25 protein-coding genes are annotated in these 26,074 nt (G+C 63.0%); 17 read left to right on the top strand and 8 right to left on the bottom strand.

Annotated features, from left to right (window positions below):
- Nucleotides 1-441: 441 nt before the first annotated feature.
- Nucleotides 442-2,028 carry a SulP family inorganic anion transporter gene (locus ASF84_RS22010; RefSeq protein ID WP_056840993.1) on the top strand — a complete coding sequence of 529 codons (1,587 nt, stop codon included), beginning with the start codon at nt 442-444 and terminating at the stop codon, nt 2,026-2,028.
- Nucleotides 2,029-2,161: 133 nt separating this feature from the next.
- Here the strand turns inward: ASF84_RS22010 and aroE are convergent, their stop codons facing one another.
- On the bottom strand, nt 2,162-2,986 hold the full coding sequence (gene aroE, locus ASF84_RS22005) for a shikimate dehydrogenase (RefSeq protein ID WP_056840992.1): 825 nt from the start codon (nt 2,984-2,986) through the stop codon (nt 2,162-2,164).
- Between the two features lie 15 nt (nt 2,987-3,001).
- The gene (gene hemF, locus ASF84_RS22000; RefSeq protein ID WP_056840991.1) at nt 3,002-3,925 is read right to left on the bottom strand and encodes an oxygen-dependent coproporphyrinogen oxidase; all 924 of its coding nucleotides are present in this window, start codon (nt 3,923-3,925) and stop codon (nt 3,002-3,004) included.
- Nucleotides 3,926-4,081: 156 nt separating this feature from the next.
- Between hemF and ASF84_RS21995 the strand changes: the two genes are divergently transcribed.
- On the top strand, nt 4,082-5,056 hold the full coding sequence (locus ASF84_RS21995) for an NADPH:quinone reductase (RefSeq protein ID WP_056840990.1): 975 nt from the start codon (nt 4,082-4,084) through the stop codon (nt 5,054-5,056).
- Between the two features lie 318 nt (nt 5,057-5,374).
- Here the strand turns inward: ASF84_RS21995 and ASF84_RS21990 are convergent, their stop codons facing one another.
- The 3 genes from ASF84_RS21990 to ASF84_RS21980 form a co-directional block, all read right to left on the bottom strand.
- Nucleotides 5,375-5,932, bottom strand: a complete 558-nt coding sequence (locus ASF84_RS21990; protein WP_056840989.1) for an L-threonylcarbamoyladenylate synthase — start codon at nt 5,930-5,932, stop codon at nt 5,375-5,377.
- Between the two features lie 54 nt (nt 5,933-5,986).
- A complete protein-coding gene (gene dprA, locus ASF84_RS21985; protein WP_056840988.1) occupies nt 5,987-7,105 on the bottom strand; it encodes a DNA-processing protein DprA in 1,119 nt (372 codons plus the stop codon).
- Nucleotides 7,106-7,223: 118 nt separating this feature from the next.
- Nucleotides 7,224-8,249 carry a LysM peptidoglycan-binding domain-containing protein gene (locus ASF84_RS21980; RefSeq protein WP_056840987.1) on the bottom strand — a complete coding sequence of 342 codons (1,026 nt, stop codon included), beginning with the start codon at nt 8,247-8,249 and terminating at the stop codon, nt 7,224-7,226.
- A 187-nt stretch (nt 8,250-8,436) separates the two neighbouring features.
- On the opposite strand from ASF84_RS21980, the gene def reads away from it, so the two are divergent.
- From def to trkA, 4 genes are all read left to right on the top strand, one after another.
- A complete protein-coding gene (gene def / locus ASF84_RS21975) occupies nt 8,437-8,943 on the top strand; it encodes a peptide deformylase (RefSeq protein ID WP_056840986.1) in 507 nt (168 codons plus the stop codon).
- A 62-nt stretch (nt 8,944-9,005) separates the two neighbouring features.
- On the top strand, nt 9,006-9,950 hold the full coding sequence (fmt, locus tag ASF84_RS21970; protein WP_056840985.1) for a methionyl-tRNA formyltransferase: 945 nt from the start codon (nt 9,006-9,008) through the stop codon (nt 9,948-9,950).
- Nucleotides 9,947-11,296, top strand: coding sequence for a 16S rRNA (cytosine(967)-C(5))-methyltransferase RsmB (gene rsmB / locus ASF84_RS21965; protein WP_056840984.1), 1,350 nt, complete (start codon nt 9,947-9,949; stop codon nt 11,294-11,296). The genes fmt and rsmB overlap by 4 nt, the downstream gene beginning before the upstream one ends.
- 109 nt (nt 11,297-11,405) lie before the next feature.
- A complete protein-coding gene (gene trkA / locus ASF84_RS21960) occupies nt 11,406-12,779 on the top strand; it encodes a Trk system potassium transporter TrkA (protein WP_056840983.1) in 1,374 nt (457 codons plus the stop codon).
- 233 nt (nt 12,780-13,012) lie between these two features.
- Here the strand turns inward: trkA and ASF84_RS21955 are convergent, their stop codons facing one another.
- On the bottom strand, nt 13,013-13,900 hold the full coding sequence (locus tag ASF84_RS21955) for a lysophospholipid acyltransferase (protein WP_056840982.1): 888 nt from the start codon (nt 13,898-13,900) through the stop codon (nt 13,013-13,015).
- 39 nt (nt 13,901-13,939) lie between these two features.
- Nucleotides 13,940-14,491 carry a DNA-3-methyladenine glycosylase I gene (locus ASF84_RS21950; protein WP_056840981.1) on the bottom strand — a complete coding sequence of 184 codons (552 nt, stop codon included), beginning with the start codon at nt 14,489-14,491 and terminating at the stop codon, nt 13,940-13,942.
- A gap of 80 nt (nt 14,492-14,571) precedes the next feature.
- Between ASF84_RS21950 and glyQ the strand changes: the two genes are divergently transcribed.
- The 8 genes from glyQ to ASF84_RS21910 all read left to right on the top strand — a co-directional run bounded on the left by glyQ (nt 14,572) and on the right by ASF84_RS21910 (nt 23,295).
- Nucleotides 14,572-15,519 carry a glycine--tRNA ligase subunit alpha gene (gene glyQ / locus ASF84_RS21945; RefSeq protein ID WP_056840980.1) on the top strand — a complete coding sequence of 316 codons (948 nt, stop codon included), beginning with the start codon at nt 14,572-14,574 and terminating at the stop codon, nt 15,517-15,519.
- Nucleotides 15,516-17,570 carry a glycine--tRNA ligase subunit beta gene (gene glyS / locus ASF84_RS21940; RefSeq protein WP_056840979.1) on the top strand — a complete coding sequence of 685 codons (2,055 nt, stop codon included), beginning with the start codon at nt 15,516-15,518 and terminating at the stop codon, nt 17,568-17,570. The genes glyQ and glyS overlap by 4 nt, the downstream gene beginning before the upstream one ends.
- 10 nt (nt 17,571-17,580) lie before the next feature.
- Entirely contained in the window at nt 17,581-18,123 is a 543-nt protein-coding gene (gene gmhB / locus ASF84_RS21935; protein ID WP_056840978.1) for a D-glycero-beta-D-manno-heptose 1,7-bisphosphate 7-phosphatase, read from the top strand.
- 65 nt (nt 18,124-18,188) lie between these two features.
- Entirely contained in the window at nt 18,189-18,959 is a 771-nt protein-coding gene (locus ASF84_RS21930) for a lysophospholipid acyltransferase family protein (protein WP_056840977.1), read from the top strand.
- A gap of 257 nt (nt 18,960-19,216) precedes the next feature.
- Nucleotides 19,217-19,717: a sigma-70 family RNA polymerase sigma factor gene (locus ASF84_RS21925; RefSeq protein ID WP_442963080.1), complete on the top strand. Its 501-nt coding sequence runs from the start codon at nt 19,217-19,219 to the stop codon at nt 19,715-19,717.
- Entirely contained in the window at nt 19,714-20,673 is a 960-nt protein-coding gene (locus tag ASF84_RS21920) for a FecR domain-containing protein (protein ID WP_056840976.1), read from the top strand. The genes ASF84_RS21925 and ASF84_RS21920 overlap by 4 nt, the downstream gene beginning before the upstream one ends.
- A gap of 178 nt (nt 20,674-20,851) precedes the next feature.
- Nucleotides 20,852-21,337, top strand: a complete 486-nt coding sequence (locus ASF84_RS29265) for an STN domain-containing protein (protein WP_162241275.1) — start codon at nt 20,852-20,854, stop codon at nt 21,335-21,337.
- Nucleotides 21,334-23,295 carry a TonB-dependent siderophore receptor gene (locus tag ASF84_RS21910; RefSeq protein ID WP_056840974.1) on the top strand — a complete coding sequence of 654 codons (1,962 nt, stop codon included), beginning with the start codon at nt 21,334-21,336 and terminating at the stop codon, nt 23,293-23,295. The genes ASF84_RS29265 and ASF84_RS21910 overlap by 4 nt, the downstream gene beginning before the upstream one ends.
- Nucleotides 23,296-23,448: 153 nt before the next feature.
- On the opposite strand, the gene ASF84_RS21905 is transcribed toward ASF84_RS21910, so the two are convergent.
- A complete protein-coding gene (locus ASF84_RS21905; RefSeq protein WP_056840973.1) occupies nt 23,449-24,177 on the bottom strand; it encodes a metallophosphoesterase in 729 nt (242 codons plus the stop codon).
- Between the two features lie 236 nt (nt 24,178-24,413).
- Between ASF84_RS21905 and ASF84_RS21900 the strand changes: the two genes are divergently transcribed.
- The 3 genes from ASF84_RS21900 to ASF84_RS21890 all read left to right on the top strand — a co-directional run bounded on the left by ASF84_RS21900 (nt 24,414) and on the right by ASF84_RS21890 (nt 26,028).
- Nucleotides 24,414-24,869 (top strand): RDD family protein, encoded by a 456-nt coding sequence (locus ASF84_RS21900; RefSeq protein WP_056840972.1) that lies wholly within the window; start codon nt 24,414-24,416, stop codon nt 24,867-24,869.
- Nucleotides 24,866-25,477 carry a hypothetical protein gene (locus ASF84_RS21895; protein ID WP_056840971.1) on the top strand — a complete coding sequence of 204 codons (612 nt, stop codon included), beginning with the start codon at nt 24,866-24,868 and terminating at the stop codon, nt 25,475-25,477. The genes ASF84_RS21900 and ASF84_RS21895 overlap by 4 nt, the downstream gene beginning before the upstream one ends.
- A gap of 83 nt (nt 25,478-25,560) precedes the next feature.
- Complete coding sequence (locus ASF84_RS21890) at nt 25,561-26,028, top strand: hypothetical protein (RefSeq protein WP_056840970.1); 468 nt, start codon at nt 25,561-25,563, stop codon at nt 26,026-26,028.
- Nucleotides 26,029-26,074 lie beyond the last annotated feature (46 nt).

Raw genomic sequence — 26,074 nt, 5'->3', positions numbered from 1 at the left:
TGATACCGGCGCATTTTCACGGCATCCTGAATCGCAATCGCCAGCAGAGCTGCCTCCCACAGTCTGGTGCCAGGCCTGAAATTCAGGACCACATCAATCCGGTGGGAGGCGGCTTGCTCCGGGCGGCGATCCGACGATGAGGCCGGCAAGGCCGATATATCGGCTGCGTCTGTTCCATCGCCATCGCCGGCAAGCCGCCTCCCAAAGTCTGGTGCCAGGCCTGAAAGTCAGGGCCACATCAACCCGGTGGGAGGCGGCTTGCTCCGGGCGGCGATCCGACGATGAGGCCGGCAAGGCCGATATATCGGCTGCGTCTGTTCCATAGCCATCGCCGGCAGAGCTTGCCTCCCGCATGGACCGTGTTGTTCTTGACCGACCGGTAGGGGCAGCAGGCCGGGTGTTGTACGCTGACCTTGCTCATTCATTGACAACGAGAGGCTCATGGCCCGGCTCAAGCGCCATAAACTTTTTCCTTTCCTGGCCTGGTTGCCCCAGCAGACCCGTCAGAGCGTCGGCCGTGATGCGCTGGTGGGGCTGAGCGGGGCGATCCTGGCACTGCCGCAGTCGATCGCCTATGCCCTGATCGCCGGCCTGCCACCGGAATACGGGTTGTACGCGGCCATCGTACCGGTGCTGATCGCCTGCCTGTGGGGGTCGTCCTGGCACCTGATCTGTGGGCCGACGGCGGCGATTTCCGTGGTGCTGTACGCCAGCGTCAGCCCGCTGGCGGTGCCGGCCAGCCAGGACTACATCACCCTGATCCTGCTGCTGACCTTCATTGCCGGCGCCTTCCAGTTATTGCTCGGCCTGATGCGCTTCGGCGCGCTGGTCAACTTCGTCTCGCATTCGGTGGTGATCGGTTTCACCCTGGGTGCCGCCGTGGTCATCGCCCTGGGGCAATTGCCCAATCTGATGGGCCTGGAGCTGCCCAGTCAAAGCACCGCCCTGGGCAGCCTGGTCGCCCTGATCGAGCACCGTCACCAGGTCGATACCGCATCCCTGACCCTGGGCCTGCTGACCCTGAGCCTGGGCATCGTGCTCAAGGCACTGGTGCCCAAGTGGCCGACCCTGATGATCACCTTGCTGGCCAGCAGCCTGCTGGTCTGGCTGTGGCCTGCGATGTTCGGCCATGTGCAACAGGTCAAGGCCTTTGCCGGTCACCTGCCGCCGTTCAGCCCGGTGCCGCTGGACGCCGAGCTGATCATTCGCCTGCTGCCCACCGCCGTGGCCGTGGGCATGCTCGGGCTGGTCAACAGCCTGTCGATTGCCCGCTCGCTGGCGACCCGCTCGCAGCAGATGCTCAACGCCAACCAGGAAGTGCGCGCCCAGGGTCTATCGAACATGGCCGGAGCCTTGTTTTCCGGCTACTTGTCGGCCGGCTCCTTCACCCGTGCCGCCCTGAGCTTCGAGGCGGGCGCCCGCTCGCCGCTGGCCGGGGTGTTCTCGGCGCTGTGGGTGGCGCTGTTCGCCGTGGCCGGGGCCTCGCTGATCGCGCACATTCCGATCCCGGCCATGGCTGCGTCGATTTTGCTGATCTGCTGGGGGCTCATCGACCGCCGAGGCATTGCGGCGCTGTTCCGGGTCAGCCGCGCCGAGTTCTTCGTCATGCTGCTGACCTGCGCCGCCACCCTGGTGCTGGAGTTGCAGGCGGCGATCTATGCCGGTGTGCTGGCGTCGCTGTTCTTTTATCTGAAGCGCACCTCGCAGCCGCGCGTACAGCAATGGCGCGAAGGCGACGAGGAAATCCTGCGGGTGGGCGGCTCGATCTTTTTCGGCGCCAGCCATTACTTGCAGACCCGGCTGCAACGCAGCGAAGGCCGGCAGGTGGTGATCGAGGCGCAACACATCAACTTCATCGACTATTCAGGCGTCGAGATGCTGCATCAGGAAGCCCGCCGGCTGGGCCAGCAAGGCCGCAGCCTGATCCTGCGCCATGCCAGGCCTCATGTGATCGAGGAACTGCACAAGCTCGAAGGGCCCGAGCGCTGCCCGATCCGCTTCGAAAGTGCAGTAGGCGCCGGCTTGTAGGAGCGCGCTTGCCCGCGACCGAGTGCGTAGCGCTCGCAAAAATTGTGTAGACGCTGAAAATTTACGACTGCTAACGCAGCCGGTCGCGGGCAGTCAGTCATTTATTTTGTGTTGGCTCCCACAGATGAAGTGCCTAGGACATCGCCAACTGCCGGCGCATCTCGGCCAGTACCGGGGCGGAGTCGGGACGGACGCCGCGCCACAGCAGGAAGGCTTCGGCGGCCTGCTCGACGAGCATGCCCAGGCCGTCCACCGCGCGCGCGGCGCCGTGCTCGCCGGCCCAGTGGCAGAACGCAGTGGGCGCCTTGGCGTACATCATGTCGTAGCAGAAGGTGTGATCCCTGGCGATCAGGCTCGGCGCAATCGGTGGCAGCTCGCCGGACAGGCTGGCCGAGGTGGCGTTGATGATCACGTCCACCGCCTCTTCGAGCCAGTCGAAGCCACTGGCCGACACCGGGCCCAGGTCGGCGAACTCATGCACCAACTGCTCGGCCTTTGCCACCGTGCGGTTGGCGATCACCACCACTTCGGGCTGCTCGGCCAGCAAGGGTTCGAGTACCCCGCGCACCGCGCCGCCGGCGCCCAGCAGCAGGATCCGCTTGCCGCGCAACTCAAGGCCGCAATTGACCGTCAGGTCGCGTACCAGGCCGGCACCGTCGGTGTTGTCGCCCAGCAGGGTGCCGTCGTCGCGCCGGGCCAGGGTGTTGACCGCACCGGCGCGGCGGGCGCGCTCGGTCAGGCTGTCGGCCAGGGCGAAGGCCTGTTCCTTGAACGGCACGGTGACATTGGCGCCGCGTCCTGCCTGGAAAAAGGCCCGGGCAAAAGCCGGGAAGTCGTCCAGCGGCGCCAGTGCGGTGCGGTAGTCCAAGTGTTGGCCGGTCTGCTCGGCGAACAGGCGATGAATCAACGGCGACTTGCTGTGGCCGATGGGGTTACCGAAGACAACGTAAGCGTCCATACAGGTTCCTGTTGATCACGGATGGACCGCGAGGCCCAGCCAGTCGCGGTCCTGCAAGAAGTATTCGGTCAGGCGCGCCTCTTCACTGCCTGGCACGGCTTTCCAGTCATAGCCCCAGCGCACCTGCGGGGGCAGCGACATGAGGATCGACTCGGTGCGCCCGCCCGACTGCAGGCCAAACAGCGTGCCGCGGTCGTAGACCAGGTTGAACTCGACGTAGCGCCCGCGGCGAAACTCCTGGAATTCGCGTTGTTGCACGCTGTAGGCGGCCGCCTTGCGGCGACGCACGATGGGCAGGTAGGCCTCCAGGAAGGCGTCGCCGATGGCGCGCATGAAAGCAAAGCTGGTGTCGAAGTCCCACTGGTTCAGGTCATCGAAAAACAGGCCACCGATGCCACGTGGCTCGTTGCGGTGCTTGATGTGGAAATACGTGTCGCACCAGGCCTTGTAGCGCGGGTACACCTCGGCACCAAAGGGCGCGCAGGCGCGTTCGGCCACCTGGTGCCAGTGAATGCAGTCTTCCTCGACGCCATAGAAGGGTGTCAGGTCGAAGCCGCCGCCGAACCACCAGACCGGTTCTTCGCCTTCTTTTTCGGCAATGAAGAAGCGCACGTTGGCGTGCGAGGTCGGCACATACGGGTTGTGCGGGTGAATCACCAGCGACACGCCCAGCGCCTCGAAACCGCGACCGGCCAGCTCTGGCCGGTGCGCACTGGCCGACGGCGGCAGGCTGGTGCCGAACACATGGGAAAAGTTGACCCCGCCTTTTTCGATCACCTTGCCGTTCTCGACCACGCGCGTACGGCCACCGCCACCGGCAGGGCGGGTCCAGGCGTCCTCGACGAAGCGGGCACCGCCATCTTCGTGTTCCAGCGCGGCGCAGATGCGGTCCTGCAGGTCGAGCAGGTAGGCTTTGACGGCTTCGGTATGGCTGTTCATGAAAATCCTCGAAACGGCCCTGAAGCCCGACAATACGGGGCCACAGGCAAAGTGCCGCGTAGCATACCATCGCGACAGGCGCCTTCGCAGTTGACGGGCATCCTGTGAACAGGTCCGATAGGGCTATTGTGTGTCGCACTTATCATGGAGAGAACAATGGCTAAGCGTATCCAGTTCAGCACCACGGGCGGCCCTGAGGTCCTTGAATACCTCGATTACCAACCTGCCGAACCCGGCCCGCAGGAAGTGCGCGTGCACAACCGGGCCATTGGCCTGAACTTCATCGACACCTATTACCGCAGCGGCCTGTACCCCTCGCCATTGCCCAGCGGCATGGGCAACGAAGGTGCCGGCGTGGTCGAGGCGGTCGGCAGCGACGTGACGCGCTTCCAGGTCGGCGACCGCGTGGCCTATGGCACCGGCCCCCTGGGCGCCTACAGCAATTATCATGTGCTGCCCGAAGCGCACCTGGTCAAGCTGCCCGACGCGATCAGCTTCGAGCAGGCCGCCGCCGTGATGCTCAAGGGCCTGACCGTGCAGTATCTGTTGCGCCAGACCTACGCCATCAAGCCCAACGAAATCTTCCTGTTCCATGCCGCCGCCGGGGGCGTGGGCTCGATTGCCTGCCAGTGGGCCAAGGCCTTGGGGGCGCGCCTGATCGGCACGGTCAGTTCGCCAGAAAAAGCCGCCCATGCCAGGGCACTGGGCGCCTGGGAGACCATCGACTACAGCCATGAAGACGTGGCCAAGCGGGTGCTGGAACTGACCGACGGCAAGAAGTGCGCGGTGGTCTATGACGGCGTCGGCAAGAACACCTGGCTGGCCTCGCTGGACTGCGTGGCACCTCGCGGGCTGATGGTCAGCTTCGGCAATGCCTCCGGCGCGGTCACCGGCGTGCACCTGGGGCTGCTGGCGCAGAAGGGTTCGCTGTATGTGACACGCCCGACCCTGGGCAGCTATGCCAATAATCCGCAAAACCTGCAGGCGATGGCCGACGAACTGTTCGACATGCTCATCAGCGGCAAGATCAAGGTCAACGACATCCAGCAGTACCCCCTGCAGGACGCCGCCCAGGCCCAGATCGACCTGGCCGAGCGCAGGACCACCGGTTCCGCGATCCTGATTCCTTAGCCTTTCGCTGTGGGAGCCCGCCCTGTGTCACTGACACAGGGCCAAGGCGGCGCCCCGCAAACACCGGCTCAGGTAGGAGCGCGCTTGCCGGTATGCCGGACCACCGCGACCGAGTGCGTAGCGCTCGCAGAAATCTCGGAAACGCTGAAAATTTATGATTGTTAACCGCAAAATCTGCGAAACGCTGAAAATTTACGACTGCTAACCCATCAGGGATCTATGAAACGCTGAAAATTTACGACTGCTAACGCAGCCGGTCGCGGGCAGAGCGCGCTCCTACAAGTGGTGTACCGAGCCCATATCCAGGGTATGACGTGCCTAGCCGGCGCGCACGACCTGGCCGGTGGCGATATCGCGGATCACGCTCGGGTTGCGGCGACCACCCAGGCTGCCGCCGAGCACCAGGTCGACCTGGCCACGGAAATACTGCTCGACGCGCAGCCGCGAGCGAGCCGCGGGGCGGCCGGTCGGGTTGGCCGAGGTGGACACCAGAGGGCCGGTGAGGGCGCACAGTTCGCGTACCACCGGGTGATCGGTCACGCGCAGGGCGACGGTTTCGTGCTGGCCGGTGATCCACTCGGGCAGCAGGTTCTGGTGCGGCACCAGCCAGGTATTGGGCCCCGGCCAGGTGCTGGCCATGCGGTCGATCCACAGCTCGGGGAAATCCTCGAACAGAAAATCGAACTGGCGAATGTTGTCGGCAATCAGGATCAGCCCCTTGTCCAGCGGCCGCGACTTGATCAATAACAACCGGTACACCGCCTCCTCATCCCAAGGATCGCATCCCAGCCCCCAGACCGCCTCGGTCGGGTAGGCAATCACCGCACCTGCCCGGATTTCCCGGGCGGCTTGTTGCACACGCCAGCTGCTGATCATTGCCGTTTCTCCAGTGCAGATCGTGCCAGATAAGTCATGCGCGGCAGTTTAACCTCAGCGCACGCACGCGAACCATCGTCCGGCTTCACAGTTGATGCGTCCATCCAGCTCCAGCTCGGTCAGTTCGCCCAGCACACGGGGCAATGGCCAGCCGCTGGTTCGGGCCAATGCTTCGCTGGTCTGCGGGGCGGCGTGCAGCAGCGCCAGCAAGGGATGGTCAGCCGGTGCGGGCAGGGCGGCTTCGGGCGCGGGGTGTCCGGGGCTGGTCACTTGCCAGTGGCGCAGGCCTTCGAGAATGTGCTGGACACTTTCGACCAGAATGGCGCCATCGCGAATCAACTGGTGACATCCGCGTGCCCCCGGGTGGTGGATGGAGCCTGGAATCGCGTACACCTCGCGCCCCTGTTCGGCTGCCAGCCGGGCGGTGATCAGCGAGCCGCTGCGCACACTGGCCTCCACCACCAGCACGGCCAGTGACAGGCCGCTGATGATCCGGTTACGCCGGGGGAAGTTGGCGGCCTGCGGGCCGGCATCCAGTGGAAACTCGGAAACCACCGCGCTGCCCTGCTCGCGCATGTGCGCAGCCAGCGTGCAGTGCTTCTGTGGATAAATATTTTCCAGCCCTGTGCCAAGCACCCCGATCGTGGCCCCGCCGACGTCCAGCGCAGCCTGGTGTGCGGCGCCATCGATGCCCAGCGCCAGGCCACTGGTGATCACCAGTCCGCTGGCCGCCAGGCTGCGCGAAAACGCGCAGGCGGTGTCCAGCGCCGGTCTGGACGCGCGCCGGCTACCGACCATCGCCAGCTGTGGCCGGTCGAGTAATTCAGGGTTGCCGGCGATGAACAGCAAAGGCGGCGGATCGGCAATTTCGGCCAGCAGTGCCGGGTAGCCCGGGTCGTCCCACATCAGCAAATGCTGGCCCGAACGCTCTAGCCAGGCCAGTGCGGCGCTGGCGCCGTCGCGCACTTCAGGGCTGCGCCGCGCCTCGCTGGCCGCTGCCGGAATACGCAATGAACGCCAGGCACTGGCCGGCGCACTGAAGGCTGCCGAGGCTGAACCGAAGGCTTCGATGAGCCGGATAAAACGCGCAGGACCGATCTCGGGCAGGCGGTGCAGACGCAACCGCGCTTCCAGTTCGGCAGGCGCAACGGGGGTATTTTCAAACAATGGCATACGATCGTCCCTGATCTGTGATGCATTTCTGACAACGGCAAAACCTGTGGATAACTCTGTTGACAACAATTTGATAACTGAGGGTTTTGCCACTGAAACAGCTCAGCGGCACGCCCGTTTATGGATTGCGGACCTTGTCCATAATGGCCAAGGATCGGGTGGCGTGCAGGACCAAGGCGTAACTGAGCTTGTCATAGGTGCGAAACACCATCAGCAGCCCTGCGCGCTCGTCAGGAATCTTCACCTGCTCACCGGTGACACGGTCGCGCACCTGCTCGCCGGTCTTGTAGATGGCCAGTACGTTGCCTTCTTCGAGGCCATCGCGGCGGCCGCGATCCAGGGTCACCACGTCGTACTCGGCGACCTGGGTCACTCCGCGCGGCACGTCGATGATCAGCCCGTCGATATTCGAGACCGGCGGCGTCGGCATGAAGGTCGAATTGACCGGCCGCTCTTCGCTGGCAAACAGGCGGTCGCCCAGGCGCACTTCCTGGGTGGTGCGTTGCAGCACCAGGGTCGAGACATCGCCTTCGGTGGCGACCACCTCGCCGCTGCCGATATCGTCGGCATTGATGCCCAGCACTTCCCTGGTGACCGGGTCGGTGTAGGTCTTGCCCTGGCGGAAAATGCCATACACCCGATTCACAGAATCCAGGTTGCCACGCGCATACAGGCGGTCGCCCTGGCCGCTGAGCACGCGCTCGGCATTGCCGGCGACGATGTACGGCGCCTGCTGGAACTGCTCGGGGCTGTCGACGATGCGGTTGCTGATCAGAAAGGCGTTGATCGCACCCAGCGGAATGCTCGGGATGGCCTCGACCGTCGGCGTGCTGCGGATGCGCGGCGACAGCTTGATAGTGCCGCGTGATTCGCCACGCGTCAGTTGCACATGCGGCTCGCCGTTGATGTAGGTCAGCGACAGGGTGTCGCCGGGGTAGATCAGGTCCGGGTCCCGGATCGACGGGTTGGCGCGCCAGAGTTCCTTCCAGCGCCAGGGCTCGCGCAGGAATTTGCCGGAAATATCCCACAGCGTGTCGCCGGCAACCACGGTGTAACGCTGCGGATGACCTTCCCTGAGCTGCACTTGCGCCTGCGCAAGACCACTGGCGGTCAACAGCAGCAGGGCGAGTAGTGTTTTCCTCATGCGGTGAATCCCTTTATCATGTGGCATCGCGTCAACAATAGAAGACGGCTTGAAAATCGCAGCAGTGCGCCAGATCGCAGTTGTTACGAATCGTCCGACAGCGTGGTATTCAAGGGGCTGCGGGCATTGCCTTGCGCAAACCGGCAGCCGTTCCTGACTTTACCCTAACAGTGCAGCACTTACGTATATGGCTATTCTCAACATTCTCGAATTTCCCGATGCGCGCCTGCGCACCATCGCCAAGCCGGTGACGGTCGTGGACGATGCCATTCGTCAGCTGGTCGACGACATGTTTGAAACCATGTACGAGGCGCCGGGCATCGGCCTGGCCGCGACCCAGGTCAATGTGCACAAGCGCGTGGTGGTCATGGACCTCAGCGAAGACCGCAGCGAGCCGCTGGTGCTGATCAACCCCGAGCTTGAAACCCTGACCCAGGACATGGGCCAGTACCAGGAAGGCTGCCTGTCGGTGCCCGGCTTCTACGAGAACGTCGACCGCCCGCTGCAGGTGCGCATCAAGGCGCTGGACCGCGAAGGCCAGCCCTATGAAATGGTTGCCGAAGGCCTGCTGGCGGTGTGCATCCAGCATGAGTGCGATCACCTCAACGGCAAGCTGTTCGTCGATTACCTGTCGACCCTCAAGCGTGACCGGATCAAGAAAAAGCTGGAAAAACTGCACAGGCAGAACGCCTGATCCGCGATCACCCCCAAAAGGCCTGTCACGGGCCTTTTGCTTTTTTACTGAACGAGACATTCATGACTGAGCCACTGCGCATCGTTTTCGCCGGCACTCCGGAATTTGCCGCCGAACACCTGAAAGCCCTGCTCGACAGCCCGCACACCCTCGTGGCGGTCTACACCCAGCCCGACCGTCCGGCCGGTCGCGGGCAGAAGCTGATGCCCAGCCCGGTCAAGCAACTGGCGCTGCAACACGACATTCCGGTGCTGCAGCCGCCGACCCTGCGTGACGCCGAGGCCCAGGCCGAACTGGCGGCGCTCAAGCCCGACCTGATGGTGGTGGTCGCCTACGGCCTGATCCTGCCCCAGGTGGTGCTGGATATCGCGCGCCTGGGCTGCATCAACAGCCATGCCTCGCTGCTGCCACGCTGGCGCGGGGCGGCGCCGATCCAGCGCGCCGTGCAGGCCGGCGATGCCGAGAGCGGCGTGACCGTGATGCGCATGGAAGCCGGGCTCGACACCGGCCCCATGCTGCTCAAGGCCATCACCCCGATCAGCGCCCAGGACACCGGCGGCACGCTGCACGACCGGCTCGCCGAACTGGGCCCGCCTGCCGTGCTGCAAGCCATCGCCGGACTGGTCGACGGCACGCTGGTCGGTGAAGTCCAGGACGACAGCCTGGCCACCTACGCCCACAAGCTCAACAAGGACGAGGCGCGCCTGGACTGGAGCCGCCCGGCCGACGAGCTTGAGCGACTCATCCGTGCCTTCAATCCGTGGCCGGTCTGCCACAGCACCCTCAATGGCGAAGCGCTCAAGGTGCTGGCGGCCACGCTGGCCGACGGGCAGGGCGCCCCCGGCACCATCCTGGACGCCAGCAAGGACGGCCTTCTGGTCGCCTGCGGCGAACAGGCCCTGCGCCTGACCCGCCTGCAACTGCCCGGCGGCAAGGCCCTGGGCTTTGCCGACCTGTTCAACAGCCGCCGCGAGAAATTCGCCAGCGGCACGGTACTGGGCCAATGAACCCGCGCCTGGCCGCAGCCCGCGCCCTGGCTGCCGTACTCAGTGGCAAGGCGTCGCTCAACAGCTCGCTGCCGGCGCAACTGGACAAGGTCGAGGCGCGCGATCGCGGCCTGACCCAGGACCTGGCCTTTGGCACCGCACGCTGGCAGCCACGCCTGTCGGCACTGGCAGCCAGATTGCTGCAAAAGCCGTTCAAGGCCGCCGATGCCGATGTCGAAGCCCTGTTGCTGGTCGGCCTGTACCAGTTGCTCTACAGCCGCATGCCGGCGCATGCCGCCATCGGTGAAACCGTGGGCTGTGCCGACAAGCTTAAAAAACCCTGGGCCAAGGCCCTGCTCAACGCTGTGCTGCGCCGCGCCCAACGCGAAAGCGAAGGCCTGCTGGCCGAGCTGGAGCATGACCCTGTCGTGCGCACCGCGCACCCGCGCTGGCTGCAAAAGGCCCTCAAGGCCGCCTGGCCCGAGCATTGGGAGGCCATTTGCGCCGCCAACAATGCCCATCCGCCGATGATCCTGCGCATCAACCGCCGCCATCAGACCCGCGACCAGTACCTTGAGCACCTCAAAGGCGCCGGCATCGAGGCCTCGGCCAGTCCGTTCAGCCAGGACGGCATCGTGCTGGCCGAGGCGCAGGACGTGCGCGAGCTGCCTGGCTTTGCCGAAGGCTGGGTCAGCGTGCAGGACGAGGCCGCGCAACTGGCCGCCGAGCTGCTGGACCTGGCACCAGGCCAGCGGGTGCTGGACGCCTGCTGCGCACCGGGCGGCAAGACCTGCCACATCCTGGAAATCCAGCCGGCGCTGAGCGCCGTGGTGGCCGTGGACCTGGAAGCCAAGCGCCTGGTACGGGTGCGCGAGAACCTCGAGCGTCTGGGCCTGGCGGCCGAGCTGATCGCCGCCGACGGCCGCGACACCGCGCAATGGTGGGACGGCACGCCGTTCCAGCGCATCCTGCTCGACGCCCCGTGCTCGGCCACCGGCGTGATCCGCCGCCACCCGGACATCAAGCTGACCCGCCAGGCCGACGACATCCCTGCGCTGGCCAGCCTGCAGGGCGAACTGCTTGATGCGCTGTGGCCGACCCTGGAAGTAGGCGGCATCCTGCTGTACGCCACCTGCTCGGCGCTGCCGACCGAAAACACCGAGGTGATCGAAGCCTTCCTGGCGCGCACACCGGGCGCCCGCGAGCTGGACATCGCCGGCCAGCAAGGCCAGCCTGCTGCCGGCCTCAAGCAGCCACACGGGCGTCAGCTATTGCCCCGGCAAGACGGGCACGACGGCTTCTACTACGCCAAACTGATCAAGATCGCCGCATCGCTACAATCGTCGCAATCGTCGCAATCGTCGTAGGAGCGGCTTCAGACGCGAAGGGCAGCCTCTTGGTGCCGTCTGTTTCGCGGCTGAAGCGGATCACCGCCCGACCGATCCTGCGGCAAGGCATTTTCTCTGGAGTGAAAGGTTGAAAATCATCATCCTCGGTGCAGGGCAGGTCGGCGGTACGCTGGCCGAGCACCTGGCCAGCGAAGCCAACGACATCACCGTGGTCGACACCGATGGCGACCGCCTGCGCGACCTGGGCGACCGCCTGGACATCCGCACCGTGCAGGGCAAGGGCTCGTTCCCGACCGTGCTGCGCCAGGCCGGTGCCGACGATGCCGACATGCTGGTGGCGGTGACCAACAGCGACGAAGCCAACATGATCGCCTGCCAGGTCGCCTACACACTGTTCCACACCCCGACCAAGATCGCCCGGGTGCGCGAGGCGGCCTACCTGACCCGAGATGAGCTGTTCGCCAATGACGCCATTCCGGTGGATGTGCTGATCAGCCCCGAACAGGTGGTGACCAACTACATCAAGCGCCTGATCGAATACCCCGGCGCCTTGCAGGTCATCGACTTCGGCGAAGGCAAGGCGCAACTGGTGGCAATCAAGGCCTACTACGGCGGACCGCTGGTGGGTCAGCAACTGCGCCAGCTCAAGGCGCACATGCCCAACGTCGACACGCGGGTGGCGGCCATCTTCCGCCGCGACCGGCCGATCCTGCCGCAAGGCGATACCGTGATCGAGGCCGACGACGAAGTATTCTTCATCGCCGCCAAGGCGCATATCCGCGCAGTGATGGGCGAAATGCGCCGCCTGGACGAAAACTACAAGCGCATCGTCATCGCCGGGGGCGGCAATATCGGCGAGCGGCTGGCCGAGGCCATCGAAAGCCGCTACCAGGTCAAGATCATCGAGATGAACCCGGCGCGCTGTCGCTACCTGTCGGAGAACCTCAACAGCGCCGTGGTGCTGCAGGGCAGCTCTTCGGACCGTGACCTGCTGATGGAAGAGAACATCGGCGACACCGACCTGTTCCTGGCGCTGACCAACGACGACGAAGCCAACATCATGTCGTCCCTGCTGGCCAAGCGCATGGGCGCGCGCAAGGTCATCACCCTGATCAACAACCCGGCCTATGTCGACCTGGTGCAGGGCGGTGAAATCGACATTGCGGTCAGCCCGCAGCTGGCCACCATCGGCACCTTGCTGGCCCATGTGCGCCGGGGCGACGTGGTCAGCGTGCACTCGCTGCGCCGGGGTGCGGCCGAGGCCATCGAACTGGTGGCGCATGGCGATGCCAAGTCAAGCAAGGTCATCGGCCGCCCGCTCAAGGACATCAACCTGCCCAGCGGCACCACCATCGGCGCGATCATCCGCGACCAGGAAGTGCTGATCGCCCATGACAGCACGATGATCGAATCGGGCGACCACGTGATCATGTTCCTGGTCGACAAGAAATACATCCGCGATGCGGAGCGGTTGTTCCAGGTGGGGTTGAGCTTCTTCTGAGCCCTGCATGGGCCCTGGTGTAGGAGCGCGCTTGCCCGCGACCGGCTGCGTAGCAGTCGTAAATTTGTAGCGTTTCGCAGATTTTGAATACGTTCACAATCGTAAATTTGTAGCGTTTCGCAGATTTACAGTCGTAAATTTTCAGCGTCTACACAATTTTTGCGAGCGCTACGCACTCGGTCGCGGTGGTCCGGCATACCGGCAAGCGCGCTCCTACAAGGGTTGTATGGACATCAGTACCAGCGTGCTTCGCCTGCGGGGCGTTTCTTGAAGCGCTTCATGCTCCACATGTACTGGCTGGGGTAGGCGCGTACGTATTTCTCCACCACCTGGCTCATGGCCGCGGCCGAGGTCGCGGTGTCGGTGCTGTACATCGCTTCCGGGGCCGCTTCTAGCACCACCTTGTAGCCTGAGCCATCGGGCAGGCGCATGGCGTGCAGGAACACGCCGACTGCCTTGCCGCCGGCGAGCATGTTGGGTACGAACTTGCTGGTCAGGGCCATGGTGGCGCAGAAGGGCACGAAGATGCCGGCCGATTCGGCCGGTTCCGGGTCGGCAGGAATGCCCACCTGGCCGCCACGGCGCACTTCCTTGATGACGCTGAGGATGCCTTCCTTGGTCGAGGCCGCCACCTTGTTGCCCAGCTGCACGCGCTGTTTGCGCAGCAGCTCATCGACCGCCTTGAGCTTGGGCGGACGGTAGAAAATGATCGGTTTGCACTGGCTGCAATAGAAGTGGTTGAGCACTTCCCAGTTGCCCAGGTGGCTGGTGATGCCGACCACGCCCTTGCCCGAGGCCAGCGCGTCCTTGAGCACGTCCAGGCCTTCGACCTCGCGCACCAGGTCGATGGATTTTTGCGCCGGCCAGATCCAGGCGCAGGCGCTTTCGGTCAGGGTCTTGCCGATGTCCATCAGGCTGCGGCCCACCAGCTTTTCATGCTCGGCGGGGCTCAGCTCCGGGAAACACTTGGCCAGGTTGATGCGCACCACCTCGCGCGAGCGATTGGGCAGCTTCCACATCAGCCAGCCGATGGCCGACCCCACCGCCTGCACGGCACGCCAGGGCAGCAGGGCAAACAGGCGCAACGCCCCGACCATCAAGGCGCCTTTGAATTTTTCCACGAATCAGTTCCTCATGTTCAAGGCGGGCATTGTACCCAATCAGCGGCTGAGCACCGGGTAGCGATCGCAATCGGTGGTGTGGTCCATGACCATGCCGCTGGCCTGCATGAAGGCGTAGCAGATGGTCGGGCCGACAAAGGTGAAGCCGGCTTTCTTCAAGGCCTTGCTCATGGCCTGGGCCTCAGGCGTGATGGCCGGCACTTCGCTGCGGTCCTTGAAGTGGTTGATTTTCGGTGTGCCATCGACGAACGACCAGAGCAGCCCGACCGGGTCCGGCAGCGCCAGCCAGGCACGGGCGTTGGTGCGCACGGCGTTGAGCTTGAGGCGGTTGCGGATGATCGTGGCGTCCTGCATCAGCGCCTCGATCTCGGCATCGGTCAGTTGCGCCAGCCGTGGCGCGTCGAAGCCGAACAGCACTTCGCGGTAACGGGCGCGGCGCTTGAGGATGGTGATCCAGGAAAGCCCGGCCTGGAACCCTTCGAGCAACAGCAGTTCGAACAGCCGGTGAGCATCGCGCAGCGGCACGCCCCACTCATGATCGTGGTAGGCGATGTACAGCGGATCTTCATTGCACCAAAAGCAGCGTGTCATAGCCCTCCCACGGGTCGATGCGCGGCCGAATCGGGTATACTCCCCGCCTTTCGAATCGCAGCCCAGCACAGGTGAATTTTGTGAGCCAGCCTACGCCAGCCGTGCGTACCTTCCAAGACTTGATCCTCGCCCTCCAGCAATACTGGGCCGAGCAGGGTTGTGTGGTCCTTCAGCCCTACGATATGGAAGTAGGCGCCGGCACGTTCCACACGGCCACGTTTCTGCGCGCCGTCGGCCCGGAAACCTGGAATGCCGCCTACGTCCAGCCCAGCCGTCGTCCTACCGACGGCCGCTACGGCGAGAACCCCAACCGCCTGCAGCACTACTACCAGTTCCAGGTGGTGCTCAAGCCCAACCCCGACAACTTCCAGGAACTGTACCTGGGCTCGCTCAAGCGCATCGGGCTCGACCCGCTGGTGCATGACGTGCGCTTTGTCGAAGACAACTGGGAATCGCCGACCCTGGGCGCCTGGGGCCTGGGCTGGGAAATCTGGCTCAACGGCATGGAAGTCTCGCAGTTCACCTACTTCCAGCAGGTCGGTGGCATCGAGTGCTACCCGGTAACCGGCGAAATCACCTACGGCCTGGAACGCCTGGCCATGTACCAGCAGGGCGTGGACTCGGTCTATGACCTGGTGTGGGCCGACGGCCCGTTCGGCAAGGTCACCTATGGCGATGTGTTCCACCAGAACGAGGTGGAACAGTCGACCTACAACTTCGAACACGCCAACGTCGACAAGCTGTTCGAGCTGTTCGATTTCTACGAAAGCGAAGCAGCCCGCCTGATCGAGCTGAACCTGCCGTTGCCAAGCTATGAAATGGTGCTCAAGGCCTCGCACACCTTCAACCTGCTCGACGCCCGTCGCGCCATTTCCGTGACCGCCCGCCAGCAGTACATCCTGCGCGTGCGCACGCTGGCCCGCTCGGTCGCCCAGAGCTACCTGCAATCGCGCGCCCGCCTGGGCTTCCCGATGGCGGCGCCTGATCTACGCGACGAAGTATTGGCCAAGCTGGAGGCTGCACAATGAGTGCTCAAGATTTTCTGGTCGAACTGGGCACCGAAGAGCTGCCGCCCAAGACCCTGGGCAGCCTGGCCGAAGCCTTTCGTGCCGGCATCGAGAAGGGCCTGCAAGGCGCCGGCCTGACCTACACCGCCAGCCAGGTGTATGCCGCACCGCGCCGCCTGGCCGTGCTGGTGACCGGTCTGGCCGACCAGCAGCCTGACCGCAGCGTGACCCTCGACGGTCCGCCACGCCAGGCCGCGTTCGATGCCGAGGGCAACCCGACCCAGGCCGCCCTGGGCTTTGCCAAGAAGTGTGGCGTCGACCTGGCCGAAATCGACCAGAGCGGCCCCAAGCTGCGTTTTGTGCAGAGCATTGCCGGCAAGCCGACCCCGTCGCTGCTGCCGACCATTGTCGAAGACTCGCTCAACGACCTGCCGATCGCCAAGCGCATGCGCTGGGCGGCGCGCAAGGAAGAGTTCGTGCGCCCGACCCAGTGGCTGGTCATGCTGTTCGGTGACCAGGTCATCGATTGCACGATCCTCGCCCAGACCTCGGGCCGTCACTCGCGTGGCCACCGCTTCCACCACCCTGAAGACGTGCGCATCAGCTCGCCGGCCGGTTACCTGACCGACCTGCGCGCCGCGCATGTGCTGGCCGATGCCAACGAGCGCCGGCAGATCATCGCCAAGCGCGTCGACGAACTGGCCGCCCAGCACCAGGGCACCGCCATCGTGCCGCCCGAGTTGCTCGATGAGGTGACCGGCCTGGTCGAATGGCCGGTGCCGCTGGTGTGCTCTTTCGAGGAGCGCTTCCTGGAAGTGCCGCAGGAAGCCCTGATCACCACCATGCAGGACAACCAGAAGTACTTCTGCCTGCTGGACGCCGAGGGCAAGCTGCTGCCGCGCTTCATCACCGTGGCCAACATCGAGAGCAAGGACCCGGCGCAGATCGTCTCGGGTAACGAGAAAGTCGTGCGTCCGCGCCTGACCGACGCCGAGTTCTTCTTCAAGCAGGACAAGAAGCAGAAGCTCGAAAGCTTCAACGAGCGCCTCAAGAACGTCGTGTTCCAGGCCCAGTTGGGCAGCGTGTTCGACAAGGCCGAGCGCGTTTCGACCCTGGCGGCCTACATCGCGCCGCGCATCGGCGGCGACGCCGGGCGTGCCGCGCGTGCCGGCCTGCTGTCCAAGTGCGACCTGTCGACCGAGATGGTCGGCGAATTCCCTGAAATGCAGGGCATCGCCGGTTACTACTACGCCAAGGCCGACGGCGAACCTGAAGATGTCGCCCTGGCGCTGAACGAGCAGTACATGCCGCGCGGTGCCGGCGCCGAACTGCCGACCACCGTTACCGGTGCCGCCGTGGCCATCGCCGACAAGCTCGACACCCTGGTGGGCATCTTCGGCATCGGCATGCTGCCCACCGGCAGCAAGGACCCCTACGCGCTGCGTCGTGCAGCACTGGGCATCCTGCGCATCCTGATCGACACCCAGTACGACCTCAACCTGGTCGAGACCGTGAAGTTCGCGGTCACGCTGTTCGGCGCCAAGGTCAAGGCTGCCGGCCTGGCCGAACAGGTGCTGGAATTCATTTTCGACCGCCTGCGTGCACGCTACGAAGACGAAGGCATCGACGTGGCCGTGTACCTCTCGGTGCGTGCGCTGCAGCCGGCCTCGGCACTGGACTTCGACCAGCGCGTGCAGGCCGTGCAGGCCTTCCGTGCACTGCCACAGGCGGCGGCCCTGGCCGCCGTGAACAAGCGCGTCTCGAACCTGCTGGCCAAGGCCGAGGGCAAGGTTGCCCAGACCGTCGAGCCCAAGTACTTCGACAACGCCAGCGAGTTCTCGCTGTATTCGGCCGTGCAACAGGCCGACCACGCCGTGCAGCCACTGGCCGCCGAGCGCAAGTACACCGAGTCGCTGGCGCGTCTGGCCAGCCTGCGCGAGCCGGTCGATGCCTTCTTCGCTGCGGTGATGGTCAACGCCGAGGACGCCAACGTACGGGCCAACCGCTATGCGCTGCTGGCGCGTCTGCGCGGGCTGTTCCTGGGCGTGGCCGACATCTCGTTGCTGGGCTGAGGGGTAGAGCGTGAAGCTGCTGATTCTCGATCGGGACGGGGTGATCAACCATGACTCCGACGCCTACATCAAGTCGCTGGAGGAGTGGATTCCCATTCCCGGCTCCATCGAGGCCATCGCAGCATTGAGCAAGGCCGGCTGGACAGTGGCTGTGGCCACCAACCAGTCCGGCATTGCCCGAGGTTATTACGACCTGGCCACCCTGGACGCCATGCATGCGCAGTTGCGCATGTTAGTGGCGGAGCAGGGTGGCGAGGTGGGTCTGATCGTTTATTGTCCACACGGCCCCGATGCCGGCTGCGACTGCCGCAAGCCGCTGCCGGGCATGCTGCAGACCATCGCCCGGCATTACCACACCGACCTTGCCGGTGTATGGTTTGTGGGTGACAGCCCCGGTGACCTGCAGGCGGCGCTGGCCGTCGAGGCGCAGCCGGTGCTGGTGCTGACCGGCAAGGGTCGCCGGACAATGGACCGCCAGGTACCGGCCGGGACGCTGATCTTCGAAGATCTGGCGGCCATTGCCGAAGAACTTATCCACAACCGTCACCGGTAACGCCCTGACCGGCGAACTCCGGGCACGGGCCATCAACGGGCGCACGCCCCTAGGTAAAAGCAGGCATGTCGATCATCCGGACGCTCAGAATCTCTATCTTTTACCTGCTGCTGGGCACCAGCGCCTTCGCCTGGTGCACCCTGAGCTTTTTCATCGCACCGTTTTTATCGTTCAAAAGCCGCTACCGCTTCATCAACGTGAACTGGTGCCGGTTTGCCCTGTTGCTGTCACGGGTGCTGCTGGGCATCAACATCAAGGTGACCGGCGAGCACAACGTGCCCACCACCCCTTGCGTGATCGTGTCCAATCACCAGAGCACCTGGGAAACCTTCTTTCTGTCGGCGTACTTCGAGCCGCTCAGCCAGGTGCTCAAGCGCGAACTGCTGTATGTGCCGTTCTTCGGCTGGGCCATGGCCATGCTGCGGCCCATCGCCATCGACCGCTCCAACCCCAAGGCGGCACTCAAAGAGATTGCCCGCAAGGGTGACCAGTTGCTCAAGGACGGCGTCTGGGTACTGATCTTTCCGGAAGGCACGCGCGTGCCCTATGGCAAGGTCGGCAAATTCTCCCGGGGCGGTGCTGCCCTGGCCGTGAACGCCAACCTGCCGGTGCTGCCGATTGCCCACAACGCCGGCAAGTACTGGCCCAAGGAAGGCTGGCACAAGACGCCGGGCACCATCGAGGTGGTGATCGGCGAGCCGATGTTCGCCGAAGGCACCGGACCACGCGCCATTGCTGCGCTCAATGACCGGGTCCAGGCCTGGAACGAAGCCACGCAACGGGCCATGGGATCGCCGGCCATCTTGATGACGAATGACGAAAAAGTCCCTGCGTGAAATTGTGGATAACCTGTGTGCGAATTTTCTGAAACACACAAATAATCGCTCTATCTGATTGATTTGGTTACTTATTTCATAAGGGCCAAAACACCCTGAAAACGTGCATAAGTTTTCATGAGCCTCTGGACCGGCCCTTTGCGGGGGCCGGTTTTTTTATGCCGGTCATCAGCACATCTGTACCGTGATTGCTCATCTGCATTTAGCCATCATAGAATTGCGACTAATTCTTAAATGCATTCAGGGCGGACCGCGCGGTGCCTATCGAAACCTCGTCCATCGACATGCTTTACCGCGATCATCATGGCTGGCTGCAAGGCTGGCTGCGCAAACGCTTGGGCGACCATGAACGCGGTGCCGACGTTGCTCAGGACACCTTTCTGCGTTTGCTGATCACCCGCCGCTTGCCCGCTATCGATGAGGGCCGTACCTACCTGGCGCAGATTGCCCGCAACCTGGTGATCGACCAGTGGCGGCGCCAGCGCATCGAACGGGCTTACCTGGACAGCCTGGCCCACTTGCCGGAACCGCAAACGCCGTCACTGGAAACCCGCGCCATGGTCATCGAAACCTTGTTGCAGATCGACAGCATGCTCGACGCCATGCCGGCGCGGGTGCGCGAAGCCTTCCTGCTGTCGCGTTTTGAAGGGCTGGACTACGCGCAGATTGCCGAGCGCCTGCAAGTGAGTGTCAGCTCGGTGCAGAAGTACATGCTGCGTGCCATCAGCGCCTGTTACCAGGTGTTGTACGCCGAATGAAACCGGCCCGCGAAGCCCCGATCGATGAGGCGGTCGTCGAGCAGGCCAGCCACTGGCTGATGCTGCACTGGAATGGCGAGCTGGACGCCGACCAGCAACGCCGCTTCCATGCATGGCAGGCGGCCGACAGCGAACACCGCAGGGCCTGGCAGCGTTTCGAACAGTTGCAGGGCACCTTGAGCGGCGTGCCAGCCGACATGGCCGGCGCAGTGTTGCGTCAGCAACCGGATACCCACAAGCGCCAGACGCTCAAGCTGCTGGGCCTGCTGGCGGTGGCCGGTGGTGCCGGTTACCTGGCCCAGAGCCGCCTGCCGTGGCGCGAGGCCATGGCCGACCTGCGCAGTGGAGCCGGCACGCCGATGAACCAGACCCTGGTCGATGGCAGCCAGCTCAGCCTCAACAGCGGCACGGCGGTGGATATTCGCTATAGCGCTGGCGAACGGCGGATTCGGTTATTGAGTGGCGAAATCCTTCTACAAAGTGGACATGATCCGGCCCGCGGACCCTTGATCGTCGAGACAGCGGCTGGTGAGATCCAGGCGCTGGGCACGCGCTTTTCGGTGTACGAGGTCGACGGTGGCAGCCGTGTGGCGCTGTTCGAGGGTGAGCTGGAACTGCGCCCCTTGAAGGCAGCGGCTACACGCTTGTATGCCGGGCAGCAGTGCTGGTTCAGCACCGAGCGGGCAGGGCAGGTCATCGAAGCCGATACCAATGCCATTGCCTGGACCCAGGGCCGGCTGGTGGCCGAACGCATGCCGCTGGGGCGCTTCATCCATGAACTGTCGCGCCATCGGCCGGGCGTGCTGCGTTGCGACCCGGCAGTGGCCGGGCTGCCACTGACCGGAGTCTTTCCACTGGCCGATACCGACCGGGTGCTGCTGGCGTTGCAACAGTCGCTACCGGTCGAAGTACACCGGCTGACGCGTTATTGGGTAACAGTGAGCGCACCGCAATAACCACCTTGTAGGACCGACTTCAGCCGGGAATGGCTTTCCCGGCCGAAGCGGATCGCCGCCCGTCCGCTCCTGCGAATCAGTTATTCAACAATTTTTTTGATTGGCCTTGTCGGTTTTGCATGCTCGCTCGGGATACCTCTTGAACTCATCCTGCCGCCTTCGTCAGAGGATCCCCAGCGTGCCGCATCTACTCATCCCATATCGTTCCCGACTCAGTCTTTGCGTGCGCAGCGCGCTGTTCACCGGCCTGTTGGCTGCCGTCCCGGGCCTGCCGGTGCTGGCGGCCGGCGAACCGTCGGCCAGCCGTGAGCAGAGCCGTGGCTATGCCATTCCTGCCGGCAATCTGGATCAGGCGCTCAATCATTTTGCCAGAGAGGCGGGCATTCTGCTGTCGGCCGATGCCCAGCTTACGGCCGGTAAACGCAGCCCGGGGCTGAATGGCAATTACGGGGTGGGTGAGGGCCTGGCCAGGCTGCTGGCGGATACCGGTTTGCAGGCGATCAATACCGGGGGCAACTATGCGCTGGCGGTGGCGGTCGAGACGGGAAAGGCGGTGGAGCTGGGGGCGACGCGCATTCAGGACGCCGGTCTGGAGCTGCAAAGTGAAGACACTGGCGCGTATGTTTCGACCCGCCCCTCAAGCAGCGCCACCAACTGGGCTTGAGCCTCAAGGAAACACCGCAATCGGTCACCGTGATTACCCGCCAGCGACTGGATGATCAAAAGCTGTCCAGCATCACCGACGTGCTGGAGGCGACGGTGGGCATCAGCACTTTCAACCAGGGCATTGGCACCGACCTGGACCAGCCCTATTCGCGCGGTTTCATGATTTCCAATTATCTGGTCGATGGCTTGCCGAAATCGTCAAGCAAACTGTTCAGCCTGCAAGCCTCAACCGCCATGTTCGATCGGGTCGAGGTCGTGCGTGGCGCCACCGGATTGATGAGCGGCATGGGCAGCCCGGGCGCCTCCATCAACATGGTTCGCAAGCGTCCTACGGCACAGAACCAGGCCAGCGTCAGTGCCGAGGCAGGGCGCTGGGACCAGTACGGCGTGGGCACTGATGTATCCGGCCCACTCAACAGCACCGGCACGATTCGCAGCCGCCTGGTGCTCGACCACAAGGACCGCAACAGTTGGCTGGACCGCTATGAAAGCCGTGCGGACCTGGCTTATAGCATCACTGAGTTCGACCTCAGCGAACAGACCTTGCTGAGCGTCGGTTTCAGCTACCAGAGCAATGACAATGAACAGCCGCTGCGCAGCGGAGTGCCATTGTTTTACGACAACAACTACAGCACCGGCACCCGGATCAAGCTGCCGCGTTCGTATAACAACGCGCCAGACTGGAGCTATTACGACACCCGCCAGAGCAACCTTTTCGTGTCGCTGGATCAGGCCTTCGATAACGGCTGGAACGGCAAGGTTGAAATCAGCCGCAGTCGCAACGAGCAGGATGCGATCTCCTACTACCAGTACGGCGAGATCGATGCCACCACCGGGCTGGGCAGCAGTATTGCGCCGGCCAAGTGGGTTGAAACCAATACGGTCAACAGCCTGGACGCCTACGCCACCGGCCCGTTTTCGTTCCTGGGCCGCGAGCATGAACTGGTCGCCGGCGTGGCTTTGTCGCACACCGATATCAAGTCCGATAACTATGGCTGGCTGTACAGCTGGAACAGCAACTACGACGGCACGCTGGGCAATGTGTGGGACTGGAATGGCCGCGGTGCAAACCGCCCGGACTTCAACCGCACGGGCAAGACCACGACCGAAGAAACCCAGTACAGCGCCTACCTGACCTCACGGTTCAGCCTGACCGATGCCACTCACCTCATCATCGGCTCTCGAGTCATGGATTGGAAACGCAATGCCCGCACCGTCTCCACGACAGGCGTGCGCAGCCGGCAGGACAAGACTGAAAGCGGTGTGGTCGTACCCTTTGCCGGCCTGATCTATGATCTGGACGACACATGGTCGCTGTATGGCAGCTACACGCAGATATTCAATCCACAAAGCGCCACAGTCCGCGACATCAATAACAGTCCGCTTGAACCGGAGGAAGGCACCGCCTATGAAGCCGGGATAAAGGCCGCCTTCAACAACGGCCGGCTCAATGCCAACCTGGCCCTGTTCAAGGTCGAGCAGGACAACGTGGCCGAGTACGACGGCACCCTCAGCGCCTACCGCTCGCTGCAAGGCATCACCACCGAAGGCGTAGAACTGGAAGCCAATGGCGAACTGAGCGAAGGCTGGAACATTGCGGGCGGCTATGCCTACAGCCTGAGCGAGGACGCACAGGGCAACCGGGCCATGAGCCGCATACCTCGGCATAACGTCAAAGGCTTCACCACCTATCGTCTGTCGGGGGCTTTGCACCGGCTCACAATCGGTGGCGGATTCAACTGGAAAAGCCGCTATGGCTTCGAGGGTGAAGGCTACCCTGAACAGGGCAGCTACATGTTGCTGAGCGCCATGACCCGCTATGACATCAACCAGAACCTGTCAACGACCTTGAATGCCAGCAACCTGCTCGACAAGAAGTACTATGCCTCGATCACCGAGAACGGCGTATATGGCGAGCCGAGGAATCTGATCCTGTCGCTGAAGTATTCGTTCTGAGGCTGAAAGCCATGCTGTTCACCCCGGTCATTTCTCATATGTTCCACGTGGAACACTCGGTCTAATTCTCTCTGCACACCGGCTGGCCTGGGTTCCTATGAGCCAGCCGCGTTTCACACACGTTGCGTCATGAAAGACTCAAGACGAACCGCCTCAGACTTCAATCAAGAGGTCCGGGATAAACCCCGTGCATTCGCCGGGATAGCCTCGCGGATTTGAAACAAGCCGGCAGCCCGAGACAACGGTGTCGATGGCATGATGGGTGTGGCCGAAAATCCAGGCATCCGCTTGGGCCACCAGGTCATGCCATTGGTTGAAGTAGGCCGCGCCCAGGTGACCGTCATGATCATTACCTGCGACCTCCTGAATCGGGCAGTGATGCGTGATCACCACTGTCTTGCCCTCGAATGCCTTACCAAGTTCATCGGCCAGGAAACGGCGCGTAGCGATGTTGCGGGCGATGAGGTCGACAGGGCGCAGCTTGCTGTAGCGCTCTCCGATCCGAATGCGCTTGAAGTCGTTCATCCGCTCGGCACATACACCCATTGCGACCTGATAGTTTCCGGTGGCGGTGAAGTCTGTCCAGGCCGTAGCCACCAGAAAGCGGGTGTCGCCAATGATCAGGGTCTGGTTGTCCAGGACATGCACATGCCCGGCGGCGGTCTCTCGCATCTTGATCAGTGTCTTATCGATGTGTCCTTTGTAGAACTCATGATTGCCGCAGGCATAGATCACCGGAGCGTTGAAGGTTTCGGTCGCCCAAGTCACCCCACGGCTGCGCACCGAGATATCCCCGGCCAGCACCACCAGATCGGCCTGGACAGCAGGGGGCTGGAAGTCGACGAATTCCAGGTGCAGGTCGGAGTAAATCAGAAGCTTCATCGGCTGGCAGGCTCCGTGTCGTATCGCACTTGGCATCGGGTCAAACCGGCAAGAAGGTTCCTCCCGGTGCAGGATGCGATTAAATCGGGTAGGGAAATCGGTCGTCTGGCCCCATCCCACCACCGGTTGAAAATGGGTATTGCTCCACAGTTTTGGTCGTTCGCAGGAACCATCACGGCAACAAGCCGTCTGAGCCGCTTGTGTAGCGGCGTCAGTCACTCTATCCGGTGTTATCAATGAAAACGTATATGCATGACTGTCTTCCTTCAACCTATGATCTGGCCACGCCCCTGAAGCGCTTTTACGCGGTCATGATTGATGTATCGATAGCTCATATTCTTTTCATTGTCACCGAGAAGGTAGTGGGATTATTGGCAGCCTGGTTCTTCGTCTCGATTTCACACACCCTTGAAATGACCCTGTTCACGATCACTTTTCTGGTGCCTTACCTGTATCTTTTATTCGCTGACGCACTGCCGCGCGGACAAAGTCCGGGCAAACGCGTGATGCGTATGTCAGTCGTGGGGTTTCCATTCGAGACCTACTGCACGCCTTTCAGATCATTGCTGCGCAACTTCCCGAAAATACTGTTCAGCGTGCTGGACGCGATCTTCGTGTTCTTTGGTCATCGTCGGCGCCTGGGTGACATGCTGGGCGGGACCATCGTGATCAATAGCAGGAGCCCTCAATGAACCCTCGCACGGTATCAGCCGCTGAACTGGATGAGTCCTGTCTCACCGACCTGTTTATCCACGAAAAAAGCCTCTGCTTTTTCGTGCATCAAGGCAGGTGTTATTGGGTGCTGGACCATACCTACAATTTCGACCTTGATGCCGAAAAAGACTACAGCGCCTATCTGGAGAAGGGCGATATCACGCCTGAGCAATACACCCGGTCCTGCGAGGAATTCAGAAATGGCGTGCTACAGCTTACGGCCGATACCTTTCTGCAGTACCTGAATGATCCACAGGGGACCGCCGTCGTCTGCGAGCACCTTGAACATTTTTTCATACCGTCGACAACGTGCGCCTTGTTGGTACGAGTCGAAGACCATTATCTGTCCGGGGTGGCGCTGAGCCGGGAAGATTTCTGTCTTGCCAATGTCCTGGCTTCACGGTTACCACTGTTCTACATCAACTTTGATCGTGAGATTTTCCTGCACATGAATCAGGACCGGTTTCACGAATCGCTGGCCCACCCAGGCTGGTTGGCCAAGTGTGCGGATTTCAATTACCTCATACCGGATACGCATCGGTACTGGGCCAGGGGTGTGGACTACTGGAAGCTCAGGTTCGTCTGAGCCCATCCTTGAACATGCGTATCACGTCTACAGGCTGTAGATCCAAACCCTCATAGGTATTTCTTGAAGAAGGGCAAACCGCCATGAACGCTCCAGAAGAAACGCCAGAGGCATTGCTTGCACGGCGCATCGCCGGGTTCGATGCCTTCCGCTCTGAGCGCTTGCCGGTGCTGCATGAGTTCTGCACCAGCCTGGGCTTTGCCGAGCCGCATGAGGTCCTGATCCGGCCGGAGAGGTTCTTGCCGCTATTGGATGACGGCTTTCGTCACGCGCACATCAGCGAGCAGAACAGAGCCTGGTTCATTACGCGCATCGGCTATTTCATCGGCGAGTATCTGGTCTGCCGCTACCAGGGTTGTTGGCAGGTGGACACCGTGCCAGGGTCGCCGACCTTTGCCCGGTATGGGGTAGGGGACTTTTCGTTTGCCGAGCCGCAGGGTGTAATGATTGATCCTTTCGAGATTGCGCAGGGGTATGCCGATTCGCCGGCGCCACGGGATCTGGCGGGATGGATCGAGCGGGGGATGATGGAGGCGGGTGTTCGCGGCTGAAGCCGATCCTACGGTGCGCTGGCATGAAAAAGCCCCTGGCAGCGAG

Origin of the sequence: Pseudomonas sp. Leaf127 (assembly GCF_001423155.1) — a bacterium.
In the GTDB taxonomy this organism is placed as follows: Bacteria; Pseudomonadota; Gammaproteobacteria; order Pseudomonadales; family Pseudomonadaceae; genus Aquipseudomonas; species Aquipseudomonas ovata.
This window is presented reverse-complemented; position numbering and strand designations above follow the sequence as displayed.

Coding starts and splice junctions, on each gene's coding strand:
- ASF84_RS21920 (WP_056840976.1), top strand. CDS start 19,714: ATGAAACCGGCCCGCGAAGCCCCGATCGATGAGGCGGTCGTCGAGCAG.
- ASF84_RS21930 (WP_056840977.1), top strand. CDS start 18,189: ATGTCGATCATCCGGACGCTCAGAATCTCTATCTTTTACCTGCTGCTG.
- ASF84_RS21890 (WP_056840970.1), top strand. CDS start 25,561: ATGAACGCTCCAGAAGAAACGCCAGAGGCATTGCTTGCACGGCGCATC.
- def (WP_056840986.1), top strand. CDS start 8,437: ATGGCTATTCTCAACATTCTCGAATTTCCCGATGCGCGCCTGCGCACC.
- ASF84_RS21980 (WP_056840987.1), bottom strand. CDS start 8,249: ATGAGGAAAACACTACTCGCCCTGCTGCTGTTGACCGCCAGTGGTCTT.
- rsmB (WP_056840984.1), top strand. CDS start 9,947: ATGAACCCGCGCCTGGCCGCAGCCCGCGCCCTGGCTGCCGTACTCAGT.
- ASF84_RS21905 (WP_056840973.1), bottom strand. CDS start 24,177: ATGAAGCTTCTGATTTACTCCGACCTGCACCTGGAATTCGTCGACTTC.
- glyS (WP_056840979.1), top strand. CDS start 15,516: ATGAGTGCTCAAGATTTTCTGGTCGAACTGGGCACCGAAGAGCTGCCG.
- ASF84_RS21990 (WP_056840989.1), bottom strand. CDS start 5,932: ATGATCAGCAGCTGGCGTGTGCAACAAGCCGCCCGGGAAATCCGGGCA.
- ASF84_RS21895 (WP_056840971.1), top strand. CDS start 24,866: ATGAACCCTCGCACGGTATCAGCCGCTGAACTGGATGAGTCCTGTCTC.
- ASF84_RS21995 (WP_056840990.1), top strand. CDS start 4,082: ATGGCTAAGCGTATCCAGTTCAGCACCACGGGCGGCCCTGAGGTCCTT.
- dprA (WP_056840988.1), bottom strand. CDS start 7,105: ATGCCATTGTTTGAAAATACCCCCGTTGCGCCTGCCGAACTGGAAGCG.
- ASF84_RS22010 (WP_056840993.1), top strand. CDS start 442: ATGGCCCGGCTCAAGCGCCATAAACTTTTTCCTTTCCTGGCCTGGTTG.
- aroE (WP_056840992.1), bottom strand. CDS start 2,986: ATGGACGCTTACGTTGTCTTCGGTAACCCCATCGGCCACAGCAAGTCG.
- ASF84_RS21900 (WP_056840972.1), top strand. CDS start 24,414: ATGAAAACGTATATGCATGACTGTCTTCCTTCAACCTATGATCTGGCC.
- hemF (WP_056840991.1), bottom strand. CDS start 3,925: ATGAACAGCCATACCGAAGCCGTCAAAGCCTACCTGCTCGACCTGCAG.
- fmt (WP_056840985.1), top strand. CDS start 9,006: ATGACTGAGCCACTGCGCATCGTTTTCGCCGGCACTCCGGAATTTGCC.
- ASF84_RS21950 (WP_056840981.1), bottom strand. CDS start 14,491: ATGACACGCTGCTTTTGGTGCAATGAAGATCCGCTGTACATCGCCTAC.